At 51.9% G+C, this 17,307-nt stretch carries 16 protein-coding genes; 3 read left to right on the plus strand and 13 right to left on the minus strand.

All coding sequences use genetic code 11. The features are described from left to right. Positions 1–37: 37 nt before the first annotated feature. Genes ACEN2G_RS03455 through sdhC form a run of 4 tightly spaced genes read right to left on the minus strand, consistent with a single transcriptional unit; the run spans position 38 to position 3,279 of the window. The gene (locus tag ACEN2G_RS03455; RefSeq protein WP_442020073.1) at positions 38–769 is read right to left on the minus strand and encodes a succinate dehydrogenase iron-sulfur subunit; all 732 of its coding nucleotides are present in this window, start codon (positions 767–769) and stop codon (positions 38–40) included. 14 nt (positions 770–783) lie between these two features. After that, the gene (gene sdhA, locus ACEN2G_RS03460; protein WP_442020074.1) at positions 784–2,550 is read right to left on the minus strand and encodes a succinate dehydrogenase flavoprotein subunit; all 1,767 of its coding nucleotides are present in this window, start codon (positions 2,548–2,550) and stop codon (positions 784–786) included. Between the two features lies 1 nt (position 2,551). Continuing rightward, positions 2,552–2,896, minus strand: a complete 345-nt coding sequence (gene sdhD, locus ACEN2G_RS03465; protein WP_442020075.1) for a succinate dehydrogenase, hydrophobic membrane anchor protein — start codon at positions 2,894–2,896, stop codon at positions 2,552–2,554. Beyond that, on the minus strand, positions 2,890–3,279 hold the full coding sequence (sdhC, locus tag ACEN2G_RS03470; protein ID WP_442020076.1) for a succinate dehydrogenase cytochrome b556 subunit: 390 nt from the start codon (positions 3,277–3,279) through the stop codon (positions 2,890–2,892). The genes sdhD and sdhC overlap by 7 nt, the downstream gene beginning before the upstream one ends. 407 nt (positions 3,280–3,686) lie before the next feature. Between sdhC and ACEN2G_RS03475 the strand changes: the two genes are divergently transcribed. Continuing rightward, positions 3,687–4,973, plus strand: coding sequence for a citrate synthase (locus ACEN2G_RS03475; RefSeq protein ID WP_442020077.1), 1,287 nt, complete (start codon positions 3,687–3,689; stop codon positions 4,971–4,973). 804 nt (positions 4,974–5,777) lie between these two features. On the opposite strand, the gene fbp is transcribed toward ACEN2G_RS03475, so the two are convergent. The 6 genes from fbp to ACEN2G_RS03505 form a co-directional block, all read right to left on the minus strand. Then, a complete protein-coding gene (gene fbp, locus ACEN2G_RS03480) occupies positions 5,778–6,803 on the minus strand; it encodes a class 1 fructose-bisphosphatase (protein ID WP_442020187.1) in 1,026 nt (341 codons plus the stop codon). 83 nt (positions 6,804–6,886) lie between these two features. Next, positions 6,887–7,636, minus strand: coding sequence for a 3-deoxy-manno-octulosonate cytidylyltransferase (kdsB, locus tag ACEN2G_RS03485; protein ID WP_442020078.1), 750 nt, complete (start codon positions 7,634–7,636; stop codon positions 6,887–6,889). Next, positions 7,633–7,821, minus strand: coding sequence for a Trm112 family protein (locus tag ACEN2G_RS03490; protein WP_087034643.1), 189 nt, complete (start codon positions 7,819–7,821; stop codon positions 7,633–7,635). The genes kdsB and ACEN2G_RS03490 overlap by 4 nt, the downstream gene beginning before the upstream one ends. Beyond that, positions 7,811–8,824, minus strand: coding sequence for a tetraacyldisaccharide 4'-kinase (lpxK, locus tag ACEN2G_RS03495; protein ID WP_442020079.1), 1,014 nt, complete (start codon positions 8,822–8,824; stop codon positions 7,811–7,813). Before lpxK ends, ACEN2G_RS03490 begins: the two co-directional genes overlap by 11 nt. Then, on the minus strand, positions 8,824–10,575 hold the full coding sequence (gene msbA / locus ACEN2G_RS03500) for a lipid A ABC transporter ATP-binding protein/permease MsbA (protein WP_442020080.1): 1,752 nt from the start codon (positions 10,573–10,575) through the stop codon (positions 8,824–8,826). The genes lpxK and msbA overlap by 1 nt, the downstream gene beginning before the upstream one ends. Positions 10,576–10,602: 27 nt before the next feature. Next, on the minus strand, positions 10,603–12,798 hold the full coding sequence (locus ACEN2G_RS03505; RefSeq protein WP_442020081.1) for a DNA internalization-related competence protein ComEC/Rec2: 2,196 nt from the start codon (positions 12,796–12,798) through the stop codon (positions 10,603–10,605). A gap of 27 nt (positions 12,799–12,825) precedes the next feature. Between ACEN2G_RS03505 and ACEN2G_RS03510 the strand changes: the two genes are divergently transcribed. Next, the gene (locus ACEN2G_RS03510) at positions 12,826–13,347 is read left to right on the plus strand and encodes a DUF2062 domain-containing protein (protein WP_442020082.1); all 522 of its coding nucleotides are present in this window, start codon (positions 12,826–12,828) and stop codon (positions 13,345–13,347) included. After that, the gene (locus ACEN2G_RS03515; protein ID WP_442020083.1) at positions 13,337–13,837 is read left to right on the plus strand and encodes a DUF2062 domain-containing protein; all 501 of its coding nucleotides are present in this window, start codon (positions 13,337–13,339) and stop codon (positions 13,835–13,837) included. The genes ACEN2G_RS03510 and ACEN2G_RS03515 overlap by 11 nt, the downstream gene beginning before the upstream one ends. 210 nt (positions 13,838–14,047) lie before the next feature. Here the strand turns inward: ACEN2G_RS03515 and lolE are convergent, their stop codons facing one another. Genes lolE through ACEN2G_RS03530 form a run of 3 tightly spaced genes read right to left on the minus strand, consistent with a single transcriptional unit; the run spans position 14,048 to position 17,266 of the window. Then, positions 14,048–15,289, minus strand: coding sequence for a lipoprotein-releasing ABC transporter permease subunit LolE (gene lolE, locus ACEN2G_RS03520; RefSeq protein ID WP_442020084.1), 1,242 nt, complete (start codon positions 15,287–15,289; stop codon positions 14,048–14,050). Beyond that, positions 15,289–16,062 carry a lipoprotein-releasing ABC transporter ATP-binding protein LolD gene (lolD, locus tag ACEN2G_RS03525; protein ID WP_442020085.1) on the minus strand — a complete coding sequence of 258 codons (774 nt, stop codon included), beginning with the start codon at positions 16,060–16,062 and terminating at the stop codon, positions 15,289–15,291. Before lolD ends, lolE begins: the two co-directional genes overlap by 1 nt. Continuing rightward, on the minus strand, positions 16,055–17,266 hold the full coding sequence (locus ACEN2G_RS03530) for a lipoprotein-releasing ABC transporter permease subunit (RefSeq protein ID WP_442020086.1): 1,212 nt from the start codon (positions 17,264–17,266) through the stop codon (positions 16,055–16,057). Before ACEN2G_RS03530 ends, lolD begins: the two co-directional genes overlap by 8 nt. Positions 17,267–17,307 lie beyond the last annotated feature (41 nt).

Genomic DNA, 17,307 nt, shown 5'->3' on the forward strand with positions numbered 1-17,307 from the left:
TTTATTGGCTAGGTTCTATTGCCCTTTCGCGGTAACACTAGACTGCCCGCTTTAACAACATGGACTTGATATTACCTATGGCCTTACTGGGGTTTAAGCCCTTGGGGCACACATCGGTACAGTTCATTATGGTGTGGCAACGGAACACGCTAAACGCATCATCCATGCCCGATAACCGCTCTTCAGTACCCGTATCGCGGCTGTCAGACAACCAGCGATAAGCGGCCAACAAGCCCGCAGGGCCAATAAACTTATCAGGATTCCACCAAAACGACGGGCAAGCGGTCGAACAGCAGGCGCACAAGATGCACTCATAGAGACCATCTAACTTGGCGCGTTCGGCCGGCGACTGTAAATGCTCGCGCGCGGGAGGCAGTTTTTCATCGGCGATCAAAAACGGCTTAATTTTTTCCCACTGGGTGTAAAACTGGGTTAAGTCGATAACCAAGTCGCGTACCACAGGCAGGCCAGGCAGTGGGCGTATAACGACCTTGTTGGCCGCGACCTTGTTACCTTGCTTAAGCAGAGTAGACAAAGGCGTAATACAGGCCAGGCCGTTTTTGCCATTCATGTTCATGCCATCTGAGCCACACACGCCTTCGCGGCAAGAGCGGCGAAACGACAAGCTAGGATCTTGTTCTTTCAACGCCAACAGCGCGTCCAGTACCATCATGTCGGAGCCTTCAGCCACGTCCAGCTGATAGTCTTTCATAAACGGCTTGGCATCTGTTTCAGGGTTATAACGATAAACCGAAATAGTGACTTGCATCTTGCTCCCCTTCCTTAATAAGTCCGCGCTTTCGGCTCAAAAGCCTCACGGTGATTGGGTGATAAGTTCACCGGGCGCGTGCTCATGGAGTCAGTCATAGGGCTGTATAAGGAATGGCACAACCAGTTGGCATCATCGCGATCTGGATAGTCAAAGCGCGAGTGCGCGCCGCGGCTTTCAGTACGAAAATTTGCCGCCACCGCCGTGGCATAGGCGGTTTCCATTAGGTTATCTAACTCTAAGCACTCAATGCGTTGAGTGTTAAAATCAGCGCTGGTGTCATCCAAGCGGGCATTATTAAGGCGCTCGCGGATTTTCTTCAACTCAGCCAAACCTTCGGCCATGGCTGCACCTTCGCGGAATACCGAGAAGTTATGCTGCATGCATTCTTGCAAGTCTTTCTTAATTTGTACTGGGTCTTCGCCGTCACGATTATTCTGCCAACGGTTATAACGCACCAGTGCTGCATCAATTTCGGTGTCGGTGGCGTCTTTCACATCACCCAGCGCTTGCAATGCTTCTACCAAATGGCGGCCCACTTCCCGACCAAAGACCACTAAGTCGAGCAAGGAGTTACCGCCTAAGCGATTGGCGCCGTGTACCGATACACACGCCACTTCGCCAACGGCAAACAAACCTTTAACCGGCGTGTCTTTGCCGTTTTCGTCCGTAGTTAAAGCCTGACCATTTACGTTGGTCGGCACGCCACCCATCATGTAATGACAGGTAGGAATGACGGGGATCGGCTCAAACACAGGATCCACGTGGGCAAAGGTACGCGATAACTCACAAATACCCGGTAAGCGCGACTCTAATACGTCTTTACCTAAGTGATCGAGCTTAAGCTTTAAGTGCGGGCCCCAAGGGCCATCGCAGCCGCGGCCTTCGCGGATTTCAATCATCATAGAGCGCGCCACTACGTCACGGCTGGCCAAGTCTTTGGCGTTGGGCGCATAGCGCTCCATGAAACGCTCGCCGTCTTTATTTAGCAAGTAACCGCCCTCACCACGACAACCCTCGGTGACGAGGGTGCCGGCACCCGCGATGCCGGTGGGGTGAAACTGCCACATTTCCATGTCTTGCAAAGGCACACCGGCACGTATGGCCATGCCGATGCCGTCACCGGTATTAATGTGCGCATTGGTGGTGGACTGATAAATACGACCCGCACCACCTGTGGCTAAAATAGTGGCCTTGGCTTTAAAGTACACCAGCTCGCCAGTTTCAATGTCGATGGCAGTACAACCCACGATTTCACCGTCGGCATTTTTCACCAGATCCAGCGCATACCACTCAGAAAAAACCGTGGTCTTGTGCTTAACGTTTTGCTGATAAAGCGTGTGCAACAGCGCGTGACCGGTACGGTCTGAGGCCGCCGCAGTGCGCGAGGCTTGCTCACCACCAAAGTTCAGTGACTGGCCGCCAAAGGGGCGCTGATAGATTTTACCGTTGTCGAGCCTTGAAAAGGGTAAGCCCATTTTTTCCAGCTCAAGCACGGCCTCAGGGCCGCTTTGACACATAAACTCAATCGCGTCTTGGTCACCGATATAATCGGAGCCCTTGACGGTGTCGTACATGTGCCATTCCCAGTTATCTTCATGGGTGTTACCCAAAGCGACGGTAATGCCACCTTGGGCGGAGACGGTATGAGAGCGAGTTGGAAACACTTTTGAGAGCAGTGCACAACTTTTGCCCGACTCGGCTATTTGCAAGGCGGCACGCATGCCGGCACCACCTGCGCCGATAACCACGGCATCAAATTCGCGAATGGTAATAGTCAACTTATACACCCCACAGTACGACAACACCGGTCAGTACATAAACCAGCAGTAACACCACTACTCCACCCAGTAAAACACCACGCAAGAGCGCGCATTTAACATAGTCAGAGAGCACCTGCCAGGCACCTATCCAGGCATGAACGAGCACGCTTAATAGGGCCAGTAGCGTAAACACCTTATTTGAGGTCTTGGCAAAAAAGCCTACCCACACATCATAAGTAATGTCGTTAAAGGCGATAAAGCCCACCAAATACAGGGTGTATAAGGTCATAATGACGGCCGTAACACGCAACAACATAAAGTCGTGCGTGCCATTGCGGCCAACGCTTGCTGTAGTCGTTACCATACCATTATCCCCGCTAGCACTGACAATACTGCTGTCACGCCCAATGCCACCTTGGCACTGAGTGCACCCGACTCCAACTCCTCCCAATATCCGAGGTCAGTTGCAAGATGGCGCAAGCCCCCCACTATGTGATAAGCCAGTGCCGTTAACATACCCCACAGGATAAACCAGACAAAAAAGCCGTCTAATATATCCACGACGTTCAGAAATCCAGCCTCGGACGAGAGCGAATTGCTGAGCAGCCATAATAGGATAGCGAGTGAAAATAAAGTGATAACGCCGGAAACCCGGTGCAGAATTGATGCGATTGCAGCGACAGGTTGGCGAATAGTCCGTAGATCGAGGTTTACAGGTCTCTGTTTTTTAGTCACGGTATTGCCCACTTGGCTCCATTGAGCTCGTTAGTTATTGTTGTAATAGACATGGCCCAGATACACGAAATGAGCATTTTCAGCATGTTTTCACTAAAAGCGACGAACGCCTTAGCATTCATTATTTCGCTTTAAGGTCCGCTAAATTCTCACTACAGCCTCGTCTATCCTCGAGAGCCAGTATATGAAGCACTATTTGTAATTACAACGAAGGCCTTGATCCAATTGCTAAATCTGTAAAGCTCGTCGCACTACGACTTAAGTGCTAGAAAACGAATGTGGAGGGAAATTGACTTTGATCCATACTTCTGTTTTCAATATGCCCGCACCGCAGGATGCATTAGTAGTTAAACATCGATGCAAATTATGTAAAAATGCTTACTTGCGGACCTATTATAAAAAAGCGAAGGAGACGTGCTATGGCTGACCAAAAGGCCACTCTGCATCTGCCCGGCCAGGAGCCCATCGAGCTTCCTATAGCCTCAGGCACTGCTGGTTATGATGTGATAGATATCAGCACACTAGGCTCACATGGCTACTTTACCTACGATCCTGGTTTTATGGCAACGGCATCCTGCCAGTCCGACATTACTTATATCGACGGTGATTTGGGCATATTACTGTACCGTGGCTACCCCATTGACCAGTTGGCAAAACAAGCAAACTATCTCGAAGTTTGCTACTTGCTGCTGTACGGAGAAGCGCCAACGGCCAAACAGTTCGAAGAATTTAAGCGTCTCATCATGCGCCACACTATGGTGCACGAGCAGCTGTCATCCTTCTTCAAAGGCTATCGTCGTGATGCTCACCCGATGGCGATTGTCTGCGGCGTGATTGCGGGCTTGTCCGCGTTTTATCACGACCCCATGGACATTACCGACCAGTCACACCGCGAAACGGCCGCACATCGCATGATAGCTAAGCTGCCGACTATCGCGGCTATGGCCTATAAATACTCGGTTGGACAGCCGTTTGTTTATCCGCGTAATGACTTAAGCTATGCCGGTAACTTCTTGCAAATGATGTTTGCCATCCCGTGCGAAGACTACAAAGTGAACCCGATAGTTGAGCGCGCCATGGACCGCATCTTTACCTTGCATGCGGATCATGAGCAAAATGCCTCCACCTCGACTGTGCGCTTAGCGGGCTCCAGTGGTGCCAATCCGTTCGCCTGTATTGCTGCTGGTATTGCTTCTTTGTGGGGACCGGCCCACGGCGGTGCTAACGAGGCCTGCTTGGTGATGCTGGAAGAGATAGGCTCAGTGGATCGCATTCCTGAGTTTATTCAGCGTGCTAAAGACAAAGATGATCCGTTCCGCTTAATGGGCTTTGGTCACCGGGTGTATAAGAACTTCGACCCCCGTGCCACTGTGATGCGTGAAACCTGTCATGAAGTGCTTGATGAGCTTAAGATTGAAGATCCGCTGTTAGACGTGGCCATGGAGTTGGAGCGTATTGCGCTGTCTGACCCCTACTTCGTGGAGCGTAAGCTGTACCCGAACGTGGACTTCTATTCTGGCATAGTGCTGAAAGCGGTCGGCATTCCCACCAGCATGTTTACGGTGATTTTTGCTTTGGCGCGCACCGTTGGTTGGATGTCTCACTGGAATGAAATGATGTCGGATCCGAAACAAAAAATCGGTCGTCCTCGTCAGCTTTATACCGGTGCTGCAGAGCGTGAGTTTCATTCGCACGTCGAGAAGTAATCCTCACTAGGCCAAAGGTCTAGCGCAGAAAAAGCCGACATTTATGTCGGCTTTTTTATTGCTCGTGAAGCGTGAAGCGTGAAGCGTGAAGCGCAGTTCACATACAACAAGAGCAAAAAAACAGACCTATTTTTTGCAACGAAAGAACGCGAAACCCACAGAAAAATAAGGATAAGATCTAAAGGGATCTTATTGGTAATACCATTCTGGAAATCTAACTGATCATTGTACTGATCAAGCTTTGTTGGTTTTGACCTTGTAGCTGCCAACTTGTTCGGCAGGCCAGCTTTGCTGGCTGTTTTAAAATATAAAACCGTGGCGAACAAGTTGCCACCTACATTCTTACGGTATAGGCCATATCTTTACTTAGATTAGTATAAGAGCGGGCTTGCTGTTTATCTTTAACGTACCGCTTACGGCGTAAAGGGTATCGCGGTCTTTTAAGCCGTCTTCCTGACGCACATCAGGATCTCACCCTTATACCGTTATCCTGATAAAAATCAGGATAACGGTTTGGCTTTAAAACCCAGAGCGAGATACCGAGGCTTCGTCATGCAGGGTCACGACCCAGTACCGGTAAGACGCCAGAGAAAAAGAGCGTTTTAGCCCTTAACCATTAAAAATCTTTCAGATTTAATCACTATTTTTTCGTGGTTTTTGTGGATTTCGTTGCTAATAAATCTTTGAGCTAACGGTGACACAAACAAAAACACCGAGCCTATGACGGGCTCGGTGTTTTATTGTTAGCTGAGTGCTAGATTAGCTTTTCACTTCCCGCTTTCAGCTTCTAGCTATGTGTTAGGCTTACTCTGCGCTCGAAAACTCAGTCATCAGCTCGCCGGCCTTGTCGACCATCTTGATAGAGCCGACAAAATACGGCGTGCGCTGGTGCAATTCGGTGGGCTTAATTTCCATGATACGACGGAAACCGTCGGTGGCTTTACCACCGGCCTGCTCGGCCATAAAGGCCAGCGGGTTGCACTCATACAATAAACGCAGCTTACCGTTTGGCGAATTGGTGCCAGACGGATAAATATAGATGCCGCCTTTAAGCATGTTGCGGTGAAAATCCGACACCAAAGAGCCGATGTAGCGTGAGCTATACGGGCGCTTGCTAGACTCATCTTTCTCTTGGCAAAATTTCAGGTACTTTTTCACGCCTTCTGGGAAGCGAATGTAGTTACCTTCGTTAATGGAATAGATATAGCCCTGCTCTGGAATACGAATATTCTCGTGAGACAGGCAGAACGAGCCCAAAGTCGGGTCGTAGGTGAAGCCGTGCACGCCGTTACCCGTGGTATACACCAGCATGGTAGAAGAGCCGTAAACAACATAACCGGCGGCCACTTGGTTCACACCTGGCTGCAAGAAGTCTTCCATGGTTACCGGCTGGCCGGCTTCACTCACGCGACGGTAAATCGAGAAGATAGTCCCCACAGACACGTTGACATCGATATTTGAAGATCCATCGAGTGGGTCCATTAGTACTATGTATTTGGCGTTACATTGACGCTCATCGTCGAAGATCACATAGTGATCTTCTTCTTCTGAGGCAATGCCACACACTTCGCCACGGGCTTCTAATGCGGCTTTAAACATGTCGTTGGCGAACACATCCAGCTTTTGCTGCACTTCACCCTGTACGTTCTCGCTATTATTGCTGCCACCGATAATGTCGGTCACCAGACCGGCGCGGTTGATTTCGCGGTTCACTATTTTGGCCGCACGGCGAATAGACGATAACAGCGACGATAACTCGCCGCTGGCGTTGGGGTAGTCAGCTTGATTCTTAATGATGTATTCACCAAGAGTGATCATAATATTCCTCAGAAATTTTAATGTGACGTTTAATCGTCATAATTGCGGGGTAAGGTACCCCTTTCATGGCTTAATTACAGACTTAATTTAAATTTTTATGCACTGGCTAACTGGCGACGCACGGCGTCTAAATCGGCGGGGGTATCGACACCCGGCTGTGGCCGCTCACAGGCGTTGGCAATGGCGATGGACTCGCCATGCCAGAGCACGCGCAGCTGCTCGAGCTTTTCTAATTGCTCCAGCGGGCTCACGGGCAAGGCTAAATAGCGACGAATAAAGCCGGCGCGATAGGCGTAAATACCGATATGGCGGCGGCACTGGCTAAGATCAGGTTGGCCTGTGGCCATGCCGTCGCGATCAAAGGGCAGCATGGAGCGGCTAAAGTACAAGGCCAAGCCTTGGGCACTTTGCACCACCTTAACCACGTTTGGGTCTTGCAGCTCGTCAAGGGTGTCTATTTGCGTACACAAGGTGGCCATGGGGGCAGGACTGGCCGCCAATAAATGAGCCACCTGATCCACCAGTGCGGGCGGCAGCAAGGGCTCATCGCCCTGCACGTTCACCACAATGTCATTTTCGGCCAAGCCCAATAACTCCACCACTTCCGCTAAGCGCTCGGTGCCTGAGTCGTGGTGCGGGCTGGTTAAGCACACCTCAACCTCGCAATCAGCCAGTGCCGCTTCAATACGTGCATCATCGGTGGCCACCACCACTCTTAATGCACTGCTTTTTTGTGCCTGCTCGACCACCCATTGGATCATGGGTTTACCGTGAATATCCGCCAACGGTTTGCCCGGTAAACGGGTCGAGCTAAAACGGGCCGGAATCACCACCACAAAACTCATGCGGGCAGCTCATCTAGGCTCAGTTTGCGGGCTTTATTTTCCAGCAACACCGGAATATCTTCGGTAATGGGATAGGCCAAACGGTCAAAACGACACACTAATTCGTTGTGCGCGCGGTCCAGCTGCAGTTTTCCCTTGCAGATAGGGCAGGCAATAATTTCCACCAGTTTTGCATCAATCGCCATGGTGTAGCTCCTTAAGTCGCGTTAAAAGCAGGTGTTCAAAGGCCAGCGGCAACTGCGCATCTACTGGCACATACCAAGTGTTGTCGTGCCCGCCGGGCCACTTCACCGCGTCTTTTTCGGTAATCAGCAAGGGGGCAGATTGTAATAAATGCAGCTGGCTAATCGCCACCGCTTGGTGGTCACCCAGTGCTACGCAATGCCCCAGTGTAAAGCCCAAGTGGCGTAACATGCTAAAAAATCGAGGCGGATGGCCAATGCCGGCTAAGGCATGCACCCGCGCAGGCGGCGTGGGGGTGACCTTATCCGACTCACTATTAACTAGGTTACTCATGGCCACTAAGTTACTCACAGCCACTAAGGCACCGGGTGCCAGCGTCATTAAAAATTCGTTATGCTCAGCCGGCCCGCCATTATTGATGATGGCGTCCACCTGATTAAGGCGCCATTTACGCTCACGCAGCGGCCCCATGGGCAATAAATGGCCATTGCCAAAGCGGCGCTGGCCATCCACCACCACCAGCTCAATATCACGGGCCAGCGCATAATGCTGCAGACCGTCGTCACTGATAATAATATCCACGCCATGGCTGACTAATAAGGCCGCCGCCTCGCCCCGTTTGGGGCTAACGGCCAGCGGGCAGTCGGTGCGCGTCACTATGAGTACCGGCTCGTCCCCGGCGACGCTTGCGGGAGTGTCAGCCGTCACCAACAGCGGATAATGCGCGCTCTTGCCGCCATAGCCACGGCTGATCACGCCCGGGTTATAGCCTTGAGTGCGCAGCCAGTGTACCAGCCACACCACCACAGGTGTTTTACCGTTGCCGCCGACACTTAAGTTGCCAACCACTATCACAGGCACAGGAGCACGATAAACGGGCGTTAACCCCAGTTTAAATAAGCCGCGACGCAAGCCACTTATTAAGCCGAACAACAGGCTTAATGGCGCCAGCAGCCATAGCCACCAAGCTCCCTTATACCAGGCAGTTTCAACCCTAGCTGACATTACTGCTCGCCATATTGAATGCTTCTTAGCTGGGCATACACGCCCTGTTGCGCCATTAACTCGGTGTGAGAGCCCCGCTCCACCACGCGGCCTTCGTCAATCACCAATATTTCATCGGCGCTTTCTATGGTCGATAAACGGTGCGCGATGACGATGGCCGTTCTGTCTTTGCGCAACGCATCTAAGGCCGCCTGAATATGGCGTTCCGATTCGGTATCCAGTGCCGAGGTCGCTTCGTCCAAGATAAGTAACGGGCTGTTACGCAACAGGGCGCGAGCAATGGCGATACGCTGGCGCTGGCCGCCAGACAAGCTGGCACCATTTTCACCAATCACGGTATCGTAACCGTCAGGCAGCTTGGTAATAAATTCATCCGCATAGGCCACCTTGGCCGCCGCAATAATTTGCTCGCGGCTATATTCACCTTGTGCCGCGTAGGCAATATTGTTGGCTATGGTGTCGTTAAATAAATGCACCTGTTGCGAGACCAAGGCAAATTGGCGGCGCAAGTCACTCAACTTATATTCACGCAAGTCCACGCCATCGAGGCGAATTTCACCTTGGTCGATATCGTAAAAACGCGTGAGTAAGCTGGCGATGGTGCTTTTACCGGAGCCGGAGCGGCCCACGAGCGCTATGGTTTTACCCGGTATTAGGTTAAAACTGACATTTTTTAAGGCGGCATTTTCTTTGGTGGGATAGGTAAAGCTGACGCTATCAAATTCAAGATTGCCGGTGGCGCGCGTTAAACTACGGGTGCCGGTGTCGGTTTCACCGTCGGCATCAAGCAAACCAAACAAACTTTGGCTTGCGGCGATGCCGCGCTGATACGAAGAGTTCAGCTGAGTCAGGCTCTTAAGGGGGCGCATCAGCATCAGCATGGCGCCGAGTACCGCAATAAAAGTACCGGGCGAGATTTTATCTTGCATGCCATCGACGTTGGCCATAAATACCAAGGCCGCCAGCGCGGTAGAAGCAATCAGCTGCACCAAGGACGTGCCGGTGGCATCGGTGGCCACCATCTTCATGTTTTGCTGACGCACCGCATTACTAACGCCATGAAAGCGCTCCGCTTCCACTTGCTGACCATTAAACATCAGCACTTCTTTATGGCCTTTGAGCATTTGCTCAGTATTGCTGGTGATATTACCCATGGCATCTTGCATGCCACGGCTTAAGCGGCGAAAGCGACGGCTGATAATGGCGATCATCACGCCAACTATGGGCCCGACAATAAAAAACACCAACGATAGCTGCCAAGAATAATAAAACATCATGATGAGCAGGCCGATTACGGTGGCGCCTTCGCGTACTAAGGTCACTAAGGTGGAGCTGGCGGCAGAGGACACTTGAGAGGCATCGTAGGTGACTTTAGATAATAAGTTGCCGCTGTTGTGCCTGTCAAAAAAGGCCACCGGCATGGTCATGAGTTTGCTAAACACCTGTTGTTGTAACGACAACACCACATGATTGCCCACCCACGCCATGCAAAAGCTGGACATAAAAGAAAACAGGCCCTGTAGAAAAAACATCCCTAAGATAAAGAACGGCATCATCTTTAAGAAGGCCGGATCTTGGCCGGTCAGGCCATCGTCAATCAGCGGTTTTACGGCAGAAATAAAGGCAGTATTCACGGCCGCGTATCCCACCATGCCAATAATGGCTAGCAGCAAACCGAATTTGCGTTCCTTCACATAACCCAATAACCGCTTAAGCACCGGCCAGGAAGAAGTGTGTGCATCTTGGGACATAAGGTCTCTACCTTGAAAAACAAGGCGCTATTCTAACGGTTTACGCTCCTGCAACCAAGTATTGAGCTGCTGATACCAAGCGCCGGGCCGTTGAGCCTGCATTAAACGCCAGTTTTCACCCTCTGCCACTAGGTGCACCATGCCCAATTCTGCGGTCATTAACTGAACGACACCTTGGGTCTCAAAGCGCGCCACCACCTGTGGTGACGGAAAGCCCCAACGATTGGCAAAACCTGCGGTATGCACCACCCAGTCAGGGTTTACTGCTTGATTAAAGGCCAAGGTGGAAGAGCTGTTACTGCCGTGATGCGGACTGAGCAACAAGCCTGCGCTTAAATCTTGCGCCGTGGCCAACAACCCCTGCTCGGCCTTGGCTTCAATATCGCCGGTTAATAATACCGATACTCGGCCATCACTAATGTGCAACACGCAGGAGTCATTGTTGCTGTGGTTCGTTATTTGTAACGGCCATAACACCTTCAATTCGAGTGCGCCCCAGCTGGCCTCTTGCCCCGCCCGACAGCGCTGACCAGAGGACCAAGCGCCCCATTGCTGGTTAATCGCTAAGGTGCGTGCTAGATAATCACGATTACCGCTGTGATCTTGGTCGTCGTGACTGACCACTAAATAATCGAGCTGTGTTATGCCTAAATGGCGTAGCAGCGGCAAAATCACCGCATCCGCCATATTAAAGCCCGAGCTAAAGCGATTTCCCGTATCATAAAGCAGCGCCCGCTTGCCTTGAGTCACCAACACCGATAAGCCCTGCCCCACATCCAACACCCGCACCTCCCACTTAGGAGCAGGTAGCAGCATTAAGGCTATTAAGCTCAGCGGCAGCAGCATTAACATGCGCGCCTTAGGCAGCAACAACAGCGATAACAGCAACAGAGCAAAACCCAGCCCCAGTTGCTGGGCAGATAACCAAATCCAAGGCGAAGCCAGCTCGTTTAAGTTATGCAGCCCATTCATTAAATGACTAAACAACATATCTAATAGTCGAAACACGCCAGCGGCCACACTGGGGGCTGGCCATAACAATAAGCAGGCCAGCAGTAATAGAGGAATAAGCACTAAGGTAAACAGCGGTATGAGCACCAAGTTTACCGGCAAGGATAACCAACTTAAGCCACCAAAAAACAGCATCACCAAGGGCAAGAGCAACACCGTTAAGCCCAGCTGTAAACGCCACAGGCTAGTACGCTTTTGCCAACCGGCTAACAACAGCAAAGCCGCCACCGCCAGCACAGATAGCCAAAAGCCTTGATTGAGTGCCCACCACGGATTCACCGCCAATAACAACGCCACTGTCAGTAATAAGATACGCCGACCACTCCACAAACGTCCCCAACCCATAATGCTCAACCACAACATCAGCATCATTAGCGCCCGTTGCGTGGGCACCGAAAAGCCCGCCAACCAGGCATAAGCCAACGCCAACCCGACGGCTACCCCCACCCCGACACCGCGCTTCCCCGTAAGGCGCCCTAGCAATAAGCCTAAGCCCGCCACCAAACCAATGTGCAAACCGGAGATAGCAAACAGATGACTGATGCCCAAGCCCCTGAGCATGGCCCAATCATCCGCCGTTAAGCCGCTTTTATCGCCAATACTGAGTGCCAAAATCCAAGGTTGCGCGACTAGCGCTTGAGTGCTGTGCTGCAAGGCATTTACCCAAGACGTCCGACTATCAATAAGGTTCGCGGTAGGCATTGACTCCAGCGCTCCGCTCACACTACCCTGTGCCGTTACGCCCTGACCTAACAGCCAGCGGCTACGGCTAAAGGTGCCCGGATTATGTAAACCATGAGGCAAGCGCAGCTGAGTAATCGTTTGCATGTCATCCCCCACTTGAGGTGGCGTTTGCTCACTATTCCAACTAAGCAAGAGCCGCGGCTTTGGGGAAAGAGCTTGACCATTGAGGTGGCTGAGCCTGACAATCAACTTCGTATTTTGATTATTAGTGAATTGTACGGTTTTCACTTGAGCCGTTATTATTTGCGCGCGCGTAAACAAAGTGGGATATTGCAGCCAATTTAATTGCCAATGGCTGTAACAAATAGCCCAGACAAGACCGAGCAATAAACACGCCAGCATAGGCCTGCGTTGCCAGCCCACGGCTGCCAAGCAGAGCAGCGGTATCCAGCTATCCCAGCTCGGTAGCCAAGGCCAAATAATGAGGCTTGATACGCCTGCGCTAAATGAAAAAAGTCGCTTGTCCATCAGGTAAGTATTGCGGACTTAAACCAAATGCCAAAAAAGCTGTTAACACGCCTGATGCCAGATCCGGGCACCATTAAAAATAACCAGTATTTAAAGTTATTAGGCAGTCGATTACACGACAATAATTTGTGGAATCTTAATCGTCACTCCGCCGCCGGCGCCTTTGCCGTGGGGCTGTTTTGTGCTTGGATGCCGATCCCCTTTCAAATGTTTGCAGCTGTCATGCTCGCCATGTACTTTCGCGTCAACCTGCCGCTGTCGGCAGCCTTGGTATGGCTAACCAACCCCTTGACCATGGGCCCGCTATTTTACTTTGCCTACCGCTTAGGTTCTTTCTTACTCAATCGCCCCCATCACTATAAGCATTTTGAACTCAGCCTTTCTTGGTTAAGCAGCGCCATGAGCTCGGCCGCCCCGCCGTTTCTACTGGGTTGTGTGGTGATGGCGGTGGTGAGTGCCGCCACCGGCTACATGGTGATCCACGGCCTGTGGCGCTGGACGGTAGCGAGGCGCTGGCAGCAAAGAAGGCAAGATCGCAATGCTAAATAAATTGCGCACTTGGTTAAGCACCAAAATGCCCAGCCAAGCGACCTTACGTAACAATAAGCTGTTAGGCGTGTTTGGCGAGCGCTTGCTGGCCCCCGACTATTGGCATTACAACCGCCATTCTTCTGCCATCGCCATCGGGGCCGGCTTGTTTGCCGCTTGGTTTCCGCTGCCTTTACATTCCTTTATCGCCATCGGTTTAGCATTAGCGCTACGGGGCTATCTGCCGCTGGCCATCGCCGTGGTCTGGGTCAGTAACCCGCTGACCATAGCGCCCATGATGGTTGGCGCCTATCAACTGGGCACCCACATACTAGGCTTGCCGATGCGCGATTTTAAAAATTTGTTAGAGCATGATTTTTGGGGCATAGCCCCACCACTGCTCACCGGCGCCTTAACGCTCGCCCTACTCTCGGCGCTGCTCGGTTGGCTGCTCACCCGCATTTACTGGCGCTGCAGGATCATTCGTTCTTGGCAAACCAGACGACGATAAAAGCTAGAAGCTAGAAGCTAGAAGCTAGAAGCTAGAAGCTAGAAGCTAGAAGCTAGAAGCTAGAAGCTAGAAGCTAGAAGCAGTAAGAAAAACACGGCCCCTAGGACCAAGCTAAACAAAAAGCCCCAATTCTTTAAGAATCGGGGCTTTTTTTATTTTTAGTCGTTAACTTCCAGCTCTCGGCTTCTAGCTCTCAGCTTCAAGCTTGGATCAAGCTTCTCCCAGCAACTGCCTTGGTAGCAACTTACCGGCGCGCCAAGCGGGATAAATAGTGGCGATAAAAATCAGCGTCAGGGCCGAGCCCGTGACCAACCATAAATCAGCCCAGTGAAACTCGGTAGGAATAAAATCGATAAAATAGATATCTGGGTTTAAGAATCTGTGCCCGGTTATTTTCTCAACACTGGCCACCAATTCCGATAACCGCGTGGCCAGTAATAAGCCCACTAGCCCACCAAGCAAGACGCCTGTAATACCGTTTAGCATGCCTTGCACCACGAAGGCGCCGCGAATTTGCCACGGGCCGGCACCCATGGTTTTCAAAATCGCAATGTCGCCCTTCTTCTCGTTTACCGCCATCACCAAGGTAGACACAATATTAAAGCTGGCCACCGCCATCACCAAGAGCAGCACCACTATCATCAGAGTGCGCACCAGTTGAATATCGTGATAAATATTGCCTTGGCTTTCCATCCAGCTGCTTACGTAAAACGCCACCGGCATGCCCATGGCGGCGTACATGGTGATTTTATCTGCCGCCAACACGTCGTCCACCCGCACATGAAAGCCGGTGACCGCATCGTCCAAGCCCAGTAACTGCTGCGCATCTTGAATGTCGGTATAGCCGAGCACGCTGTCGAGCTGGCCGCCTAAGTTCAGTACCGCTTGCAGGGTAAAGCTGTGGCGCTTGGGCGAGGCAAAGCCGTCACCACCTGGGGCCGGCAAGAGTAACGACACCTTATCGCCCACTGTTAAGCCCAGCTGATCGGCAATGGTTTTGCCCAAGATAAGCCCACGCTCGCCGGGCTTAAGCACACTTAAACTGGCGCCTCCTAAATATGGCGCTAAGTTCGACACTTGTGCTTCAAGAGCCGGATCCACCCCTTGAATGCGCACCGCTTTTAACTTATCGCCGCGGCTGAGTAAGCCCTCTAGCGGCACAAAAGGTGCCACCGCCACTATGCCAGACTCAGACTCGAGCCGCTGGGCGATAGGCTGCCAGTTAGTAACCGGCTGCTTGGCGCTCACTAGCTGGCCGTGGGGGATCACCGACAAGATGCGGTTTTCCAGCTCGCGCTCAAAGCCATTCATGGCCGATAAACCTAATATCAGCGCGCTAACCCCGATGGCGATACCCAAAATGGAGGCCACCGAAATAAAAGAGATAAAGCGATTGCGGCGTTTGGCACGGCTAAAGCGCCAGCCCCAAAACACACTTAACGGACGAAACATTAAGCTTGCTCCTTAGCTGCAAGCAGTTTGGCTACCACCAGCTGCTCTTTATATTTCAACTGCCCTTCATTTACCCAGCGCCCGTCCACTAACTGGCCATCCACCAAACGCCCGTCCACCAACTGACACTGCCTGTCCAAACGCGCCGCCAAGCCCAAGTCATGAGTCACTACCACTAAGCCTGTGCCCAGCTCACTCTGCAGCTCGGCCAATAAGGCAAACACCTCACTGGCACTGTGGGCGTCCAAGTTACCGGTGGGCTCGTCGGCCAACACCAAGCGCGGCTTATTGACCAAGGCACGCGCTATTGCCACCCGTTGGCGCTCACCGCCAGATAAGGCAGAGGGTCTGTGATCCAAACGGTGGCCTAAGCCCACGCGCTTAAGCAGCTTTTCTGCTTCATCTTTGGCCTCACTTACGGGGCGCCCAGCAATCAACAACGGCATGGCGGCGTTTTCCAGCGCGCTAAATTCACCTAATAGATGATGAAACTGATAAATAAAGCCCATGTGCTGATTACGAAACTTCGCCTGTGCACGAGCACGCATCTGATGCAAGTCTTGGCCTTCAATCAATACTCGACCACTGGTCGGCGCATCTAGGCTACCTAACAAATGCAACAAGGTACTCTTGCCCGAGCCCGAGCTGCCGACCACGGCCAAGCTTTCGCCGGCGGCTAATTGCAAGCTCACGCCATCTAAAATAGTGATGGGCGCGGCGCCGTCTAAATGAGTTTTGGTTAAGTTTTCAACCACTAACAGGGGGTTATTCATAGCGCAATGCCTCGGCAGGATGAACGCGCGATGCTCGCCACGCCGGATACAGGCTGGCCAACACGCAAAGAAGAAGAGTAGAAACTAACACAGTGACAAGCTGGCTCGGTAATAACAGCACAGGTAACTGGCTGCCACCGGCGGCGCCATAAAAGTTAAGGCCCAGCACATTGAGCACGGCGTCTAAATTAAGGCAGGTCAATACACCTAAGCCAAAGCCCAGTAGGCTGCCCAACACGCCGCTAAAGCCGCCTTGGATCATAAATACCGTCATAATGCGGCCACGACTAAGACCTAAGGTTTGCAACATGGCAATCTCGGCCTCTTTGTCGGTGACCACCATCACCATGGCCGACAAAATATTAAAGGCCGCCACTAAGACGATCAGCGCCAGCATCAGGCTCATTAAGCGCTTTTCCATGGCCACGGCTTGAAACAACTCGCCGCGGCTGTGCTGCCAAGTTTCATAAACCAGCCCGTCGGGCAATTTAGGTAAGGCTGACAGCGCAAAGGGATCGTCTAACCACAGGCGCAAGCCCGAGGCTTGTTCGGGGGCGTAGCGCAATAAACGATTGGCATCTTCTAAACGGGAGATAATCAGCTGATTGTCTACATCTGTGCCGGTACTAAAAATGCCGACTACAGTAAACAAACGCTGGCTGGGCACGCGCCCCAGTGGCGTGAAGCGGCTGCCCTCGGTCACGGTTACCCGCACTTGGTCGCCGGCTTCTATGCCAAGATTTTGCGCCACACCGGCACCCATCACTAAGCCATAGGGTAAATATTCGAAGTATTCACGGGTACGCGAGTCCAGCGTTTGCAAGATGCGATCTTGCCCATTAGTCGGGTCTATGCCATACATCTCCACGCCCGTTAAATGGCGCGGCCCCTGCACCATGGCTTCGGCGCGAATAAAAGGCGCTTGGCTGAGCACGGTTTTATTATTGGCGAACAATGTTTGATATTGCTCAGGATCTGCCAATTTGCCTTGGGCATCTGTGACTAAGGCATGGGGGATCACGCTGAGCAGCCGGTCTTTTAGCTGTTGCTCAAAGCCGTTCATCACAGCCGACACCACGATAAGGGCAGCCACACCGAGCAAAATACCGATAGTCGAGAAGCCAGATACAAAAGAGGCAAAGCTGCGTTGGCCCCGAGCACCCGCATAGCGTAAGCCCAACATTAACGTCAGGGGTTGAAACATTATCTAATCATCCGTTTTTTAAAGAGTTTTACTTAAGCCCG

This window comes from Oceanisphaera sp. W20_SRM_FM3, assembly GCF_052119705.1.
Taxonomy (GTDB): domain Bacteria; phylum Pseudomonadota; class Gammaproteobacteria; order Enterobacterales; family Aeromonadaceae; genus Oceanimonas.

Excerpts from the sequence above, each read along its gene's own strand:
- ACEN2G_RS03530 (WP_442020086.1), bottom strand. The coding sequence starts at position 17,266 with ATGTTTCAACCCCTGACGTTAATGTTGGGCTTACGCTATGCGGGTGCT.
- ACEN2G_RS03455 (WP_442020073.1), bottom strand. The coding sequence starts at position 769 with ATGCAAGTCACTATTTCGGTTTATCGTTATAACCCTGAAACAGATGCC.
- ACEN2G_RS03475 (WP_442020077.1), top strand. The coding sequence starts at position 3,687 with ATGGCTGACCAAAAGGCCACTCTGCATCTGCCCGGCCAGGAGCCCATC.
- kdsB (WP_442020078.1), bottom strand. The coding sequence starts at position 7,636 with ATGAGTTTTGTGGTGGTGATTCCGGCCCGTTTTAGCTCGACCCGTTTA.
- ACEN2G_RS03505 (WP_442020081.1), bottom strand. The coding sequence starts at position 12,798 with ATGGACAAGCGACTTTTTTCATTTAGCGCAGGCGTATCAAGCCTCATT.
- ACEN2G_RS03515 (WP_442020083.1), top strand. The coding sequence starts at position 13,337 with ATGCTAAATAAATTGCGCACTTGGTTAAGCACCAAAATGCCCAGCCAA.
- msbA (WP_442020080.1), bottom strand. The coding sequence starts at position 10,575 with ATGTCCCAAGATGCACACACTTCTTCCTGGCCGGTGCTTAAGCGGTTA.
- lolE (WP_442020084.1), bottom strand. The coding sequence starts at position 15,289 with ATGTTTCGTCCGTTAAGTGTGTTTTGGGGCTGGCGCTTTAGCCGTGCC.
- lolD (WP_442020085.1), bottom strand. The coding sequence starts at position 16,062 with ATGAATAACCCCCTGTTAGTGGTTGAAAACTTAACCAAAACTCATTTA.
- ACEN2G_RS03510 (WP_442020082.1), top strand. The coding sequence starts at position 12,826 with ATGCCAAAAAAGCTGTTAACACGCCTGATGCCAGATCCGGGCACCATT.
- lpxK (WP_442020079.1), bottom strand. The coding sequence starts at position 8,824 with ATGTCAGCTAGGGTTGAAACTGCCTGGTATAAGGGAGCTTGGTGGCTA.
- sdhD (WP_442020075.1), bottom strand. The coding sequence starts at position 2,896 with ATGGTAACGACTACAGCAAGCGTTGGCCGCAATGGCACGCACGACTTT.
- ACEN2G_RS03490 (WP_087034643.1), bottom strand. The coding sequence starts at position 7,821 with ATGGCGATTGATGCAAAACTGGTGGAAATTATTGCCTGCCCTATCTGC.